The following is a 5,683-nucleotide window of genomic DNA, read 5'->3' as shown; positions in this document are numbered from 1 at the left end:
GTACACGCGTCGGGCCTGCAATGCTTGATAGCCAAGATAGATATCACCTTCACCTGTCAGGCTAATTTGTTTCCTGTAACCGCCAAGAAAGGCCTCACTCAACCAGGGGTAATAGTCCTTCTTTATCGTCAAATCGCCCTCAACTTCAATATCTGCACCTCCTCGTAGTGAGTTGTTTTGATCAAATATCGCTACAATTCCACCTCCCGCGCCGTAAGTTACATTCTCGCCAAATTGCGCGGGATTGCTGTAGGCAACGCCAAAGATGACGTTACTCAAGCGCCACTGGCATGCACCACCGCCGTCCATTGGTAACTTGGCTTCGTAGAGATCACTCTGCCCCTGCTGCTGCAGTTGCACGTCAATTCCGTGATAACCCTGCAGTTCAATGCGTTGGCCGCTGGCTCCGGAAGTAATGCGCTTGCAGATGGGCGAGCGATACATCACTTCCAGCGTTTCGGCTTCAAGTTCCTTGGGCACTTTCACCGTGATGGTCATGAGTTCGCTGTTCGGAGGCGGCGCCAAACTACGGTCCATGGCACAACCGCTCAGGCTGGTGAGTAGAGCGAATAAAACGACGGTGGTGTTCCTGATCATGGTCTTGTCCTGGCCGGTATTTACGGGTTTAACCCTTAATGGTTTCGTGGTGTCTCTCGGGATCCGAGACCGCATCGAAACGTTGCAGCGCTTCGGCGCCGCCCTCCATTTCCCGCGTGACGCGCAGGGACTGCTCCATTTGGTTTTGCAGTTCGAGGAACACCCGGTTACGCGTCAGCTCATCTTCGGGCGCGCTCAAGGCGTTCTCCCGCATCTGTTGCTTGAATTTCTGCCGCTGCACCTGCCGCTCCAGCAACGGGTCGCGCCCAGGGTTGAGCAGTTCCAGCAACTGGTTGCGGATATGGGGTTGGTACACCCCCATGAAATGGTTGCCGAGCCCGGTGAACCGGCCGGTCCTGAGGTTGCCATTGGGCGGGAAGATTCTGTTCCGGCTCTCGGTGGCCAATGAGGTGAAAAACCGCTGCTGGGCGTGTTCGGCCTGTTGGCTGTCGTCGGTGCTCAGGCTGGGTACCACATACATCAGGGATCGTTGCGCCAGGCGATGGTTGATCGTGGTGTGGTAGGGCGCGCCCAGTCCTTCCTTGTTGAGATAGGCCGGATAGTGCGAGCCTCTGGCCTGGCGGTGCTGGTCGGCCCAGTAAAGCATGGCGATTTCGCCGTGATGGCAGAACGGGTCGCCGTACCGGAACAGTTGGCTGGCGGTCAGTTGAACCAGGGACCAGGCGAACCCAAGAGAAGTACCCAGTTGGCCATAGAGTTTGTACAGGTAGTTGTCCAACTCCGCTTCGGGTGGGACGCTGGGGATAGTGTCCGTGTCGTTGACGTGGCGGAAGTGTCGGATATCGGCCAAGCCTTGTACCGCTTTGAGGGTGAAGGTGCGGGGCATGCCGTAGGTGTAGAGCAGTGGGTTGCGATCTTTTAGAGAGGCGGCATGGATCAGGCCTAAGGCTCCGCCGAGGCTATGGCCGCATATAAAAAGCTGTTTGTCGCGAATCTCACTACTGATCGTCTCGCCCAGATCCCTGGCATAAATCCTTCTGGCCTTCTCAAACGCATCACGAAAGCCCAGATGCACGCTGCCCTGCGGGGTCAAGTCGTCACAGGGCACCTTGGGTTCACAAGTGGCCTGCATTTCTGGCTTCACAGGCCGAAAGGTTACATCCGTTGCCAAATCGGTAAACGGCCAGGCCATTTCGGTTCCGCGCCAAGCGACCAGCACCTGGGAGGCGTTGATGGCGTAGAAGAATTGCGTATTGCCTTCCGGCGGATCCGCCTTACCCGTGTCCAGGGTCCGCGCCAACGTATAGCGCTGACTAAAGGGCACATCCGTTACCACGCAAAACCAGTTGTTCCCGGTATCCAATACCCGTGGCGTGCGTGACAGGTCCAGGCATTGATGGAGAAAAAACTGCTCGGGTGAACCGCGATCGTTCTCCTCATATCGGCTATAAGCCAAAATGCTCATAAGCCCCAAATTGTGTGCATTAACCAAGCTGTACTCAGGCTGGTGATGTAACACCAACGCCCAAGCACGAAACGGACACACCTCCACCACATGCCGGCGATTCAGCTCCTCGTACTCAACGGTAAACCCACTGAAAGCCGGGTCCGGAAAGTGAAACGCCGGAAGCTTCTTCGAGTCTGCCAACGGCGGGTCAACGTTCGGCGCTTGATCGCATAACTGCCCAATGCGCACATAGTGGTAGCCATGCCCCGCCGCGATCGCCTGCGCCTCAATCGGCGAAAAGCCCGGGCGCTGCGGACCGTAGGGCGCGCTGCGGTCACCGATAATTGGCCACTCCGGTTCGGGCCTTTCGGCACGCAAGCGCCGGGTTTGCAGTTGCTCGGCCAGCGGGTCGGCGGACACCAGCAAGGTGATGGGGATGGGGTGCAGGCCGTCTACACGAACCACTCCTTGGGCATCGCTCACACCTGAGTACGGCGGCGCACAGTCGGCACGTGTGGCATCGTTCACCGCTCGCCACGGCAGGTTCGCCAGTGGTTCACCCTGTTCATCCACCAACTGGAATTCAACCCAGTGCTTTTTCTGTGGACCGCAAGTCACCACTTTGACGGTGCCGAGTGTATCCGTGCGATGCAAAAATTCGTCACTCATACAAGCCCCTGAGTATCTCTAGTTATGATGGGTTAAATCCATAATCAATGGTGCGTAGATTTGCTTTTCCATCTAACTGAAAAACTTCGACAAAAGAAAAACAAAAAACAACCATCCAACTCCACCCACCACAAGTCCGACTGACCATTTCATGCGTAGTTTGATAGAGCCAGGCAAACAAGCCAGTTCCTGAGCGTCGAGCGAACCGTTGCGTATATGCTTGTACGGCCACATCACACTTCCGGCCACTACCATAGATAAGGCGCTGCGTGAAAAAAAAGAACCACCCGCCCATACATCAGCATAAGACGTCACAATGGAGCTTTTTTTAAAAACTTTTAACACCACCTCCAAATCACGGCATGCGACATAACTATTCACCCCGGCACCCGCCAATCCGAGGGCCAGAGGCGCGAACAATGAAAAGAATAACTTCAATAAAATAAGCGTCATGAGTATCTCCATCGACCGCACACACTGACTGGCGTACTACTTCACCTGCCAACGAGTAAATTCCTCAAGCTCGTCATCAAAAAGCTCTACAACTTCTGATGCAACCCATCCTGCGGCGACCCCGCCACCAACCAATAGTGCAACAGCACACACGGGAGCTCCTGGGCCACACACCAGCGAAGCGGCAGAGCCGGCTAAAATCGTGCCTGAAAGCCCGCCAGCCATTACAGCGCCTTGCTTGATCACTTCTTTCACTTTGTTTTGCGCATTGACAACGTCGTAGACAACATACGCAACAGTCACCACTATCAGCACTTTCCCTATCGTTCTTAATGCTTTGTTTCTTATATTGAACTTGGTGTTTGGCCTGGCGGAAGACTCAATGATCTCGTAATGAACAGTACTTTTCTGCCGAGGGCCCAACTCATTAAACCTTTTTCCAAATTTCCTGCCGGACTTTTCGTCCAGCAATTTCTCCAGAGCAGGAGAAATTACTTTCTCTCTCTCAGCAACGGCGCGCCCCGCCACCGAAGTTCTGGCGCGCGTTTCCGCCATGATTTTATTTCTCATTTCATAGCAAAACTCAGCACCTTCCTTTGCTGAAATGCTCCCATTTGCTACTTGCTTCAAAACCTCAGCCTTGACCCTCTTGACGTTACGATTGTAATTATCACGCTGCCTTGCATCTTCTATAAAATCCGATGAAAACTTAACGGCAACTCCCTCAAAGCTCTCTAGCGCACGCTCCAGAACCTCAGCATCAACCGAGTGATTTTCTTGAGCCAGGTAATTTCGATAAGAGGCATCCATATTGATTACTCCATGATCCTTTTCAGTATTTCTTCGGCGCAGCTAATACCCGTTTCTTGTGGCGCAAGTTCAGCCACCTCAAACTTGACACAGGTGTTACCAGCAAAAGAATAAAAGCTCGCCTTGTTCTGATGATCGAACTCACCTTGCAAAACGGTTCCATCGTCCATCGTCGCAGTGCATTTGATGCCTTGATGATTCAATTCAACCGGCGCGCAAAAGCTGATCCATTTCTCCGATGCCGGAAACTCAACTTTCAACTCTCCCGGGACCAGTGTATGAATCGGCATGGCCTTGCCTGCCTTATCAGTCACCCCCTTGAACACCTCTCCCTGCCGGGTGGTAATCCGATAACGAGTGAACGGCAGGGGCACCCGGGCTTCATCCTTCAGGGCATAGCTACCGGAATATCCCGCTGGTAGCGGTGATACCGGCGTATCAAGGCTGGCGCTTCCAAGCTTGTCGACATGGGCAGCCTTGAGGTAAATATTGCCGGGCGCACCCAGCTCAATTTCGCCATTCTTCAGGCGGATATAGGCGCCACCACAGTTGAGTACAAGCTCTTGTGGCGCGCTGATTTCTACGCGGCCTTCCACGCTTTCGATCTTGATATCGGTCTTCGCCATCGCATGCAGATTGCTGGCCTGGGCATGCAGCTCAATCTTGCCTAAGGCGGCCTTGAGCTGCATGTCTGCACATTGCGCAAGTACGCTAATCCCCCCCTCGGCAGCGGCCGTGATGTTGTGCCCGGCGCTGATGTCGGCGTTGTGCGCCGCCATGATGCCCACGCTTTCGCCCCCGGATGACAGGCATACCGCTTTGGGACTGACCACACCGACGCCTGCGGGGGCATGCAGCAATACGCCCGATCGCCCCAACTCGCTGAGCGCCTGAACCAGTCCTCGTTGGCTATCGATATCACCGGGGAGAGCTCGTGCATTACGAGCCGCATCGGCCAGGGAGCGCGCCAGTGATAGCGCGCTTTCCAACTGCGTAATGGCGGCTTCCATTTCAAGTTGCTCACCGCCGGCCTTGACCTGCTTGTCGGCACTGATAAACAACCCCTTCCCCGCCCGAATGGCACCCCAGTCGTCGGTTCGCAGCTCAAACCCCTCCCCGCGCTTTTTCTTCCCGGCATCCACCAAATGCCCAAGGTTCAGCTGACTTTTCCCACCGTATTCCGTACTGAGCTTTACGTGCTCCTGCCCCCGCGTGTCGTCCATGCGCAGTTTGTTATTGGCCGGTGTGCGCAGCACGTTGCGTTTGTAGTTGCGCAAGGTCACATGGTCCCCGCGCCGGCTATCGTGCAAGGCATGGGCGATGTAGGGCCTGTCCGGGTCGCCTTGCTCAAACGCGATAGCCACTTCGGTGCCCGCTATCAGCGGCAGGTGCAGGCCATGGGTGTCGCCCGCATACGGACGGGCCAGGCGCAGCCACATACTTTCCTGGCCGGGCTTCCAGGTGTCGCGGTCGAACAGGAAGTTGACCCGGTAGCGCCCTTCCAGATCGATTTCGGCGTACGGGTCGTTGGCCTGCCGGCTGGTGACACGGGCCGGGACGGTGCCGGCGATTTGCGGTTTTTTCTTGAGATCCGGGCGGAAGCACACGGTTTCCGAGTAGGGGATCGCCTTAAAGCTGACATCGAAACTGCGGTCGCGGGCCGCGCGGGTGGTCAGTTGCGTGATCACCGCGCCGGGAGCAAAGGCCTGTGGCGCGCCGCCGGAGATTTTCAGTACCTGGCCGGGC

At 55.7% G+C, this 5,683-nt stretch carries 5 protein-coding genes; all 5 read right to left on the bottom strand.

The annotated features are described in order from the left end of the window. A partial coding sequence (locus V3W39_RS33450) for a hypothetical protein (protein ID WP_330214174.1) occupies positions 1 to 597 on the bottom strand: 597 nt, incomplete at its 3' end. A gap of 28 nt (positions 598 to 625) precedes the next feature. Then, positions 626 to 2,674, bottom strand: coding sequence for a lipase family protein (locus V3W39_RS33445; protein WP_330214173.1), 2,049 nt, complete (start codon positions 2,672 to 2,674; stop codon positions 626 to 628). Positions 2,675 to 2,746: 72 nt separating this feature from the next. Continuing rightward, positions 2,747 to 3,127, bottom strand: coding sequence for a hypothetical protein (locus V3W39_RS33440; RefSeq protein ID WP_177079576.1), 381 nt, complete (start codon positions 3,125 to 3,127; stop codon positions 2,747 to 2,749). A gap of 36 nt (positions 3,128 to 3,163) precedes the next feature. Further along, on the bottom strand, positions 3,164 to 3,937 hold the full coding sequence (locus tag V3W39_RS33435; protein WP_330214172.1) for a hypothetical protein: 774 nt from the start codon (positions 3,935 to 3,937) through the stop codon (positions 3,164 to 3,166). A 5-nt stretch (positions 3,938 to 3,942) separates the two neighbouring features. Beyond that, a partial coding sequence (locus V3W39_RS33430; RefSeq protein WP_330214171.1) for a DUF2345 domain-containing protein occupies positions 3,943 to 5,683 on the bottom strand: 1,741 nt, incomplete at its 5' end.

The sequence above is a fragment of the Pseudomonas sp. Z18(2022) genome, from assembly GCF_036346535.1.
Classification (GTDB): domain Bacteria; phylum Pseudomonadota; class Gammaproteobacteria; order Pseudomonadales; family Pseudomonadaceae; genus Aquipseudomonas; species Aquipseudomonas yamanorum_A.
This window is presented reverse-complemented; position numbering and strand designations above follow the sequence as displayed.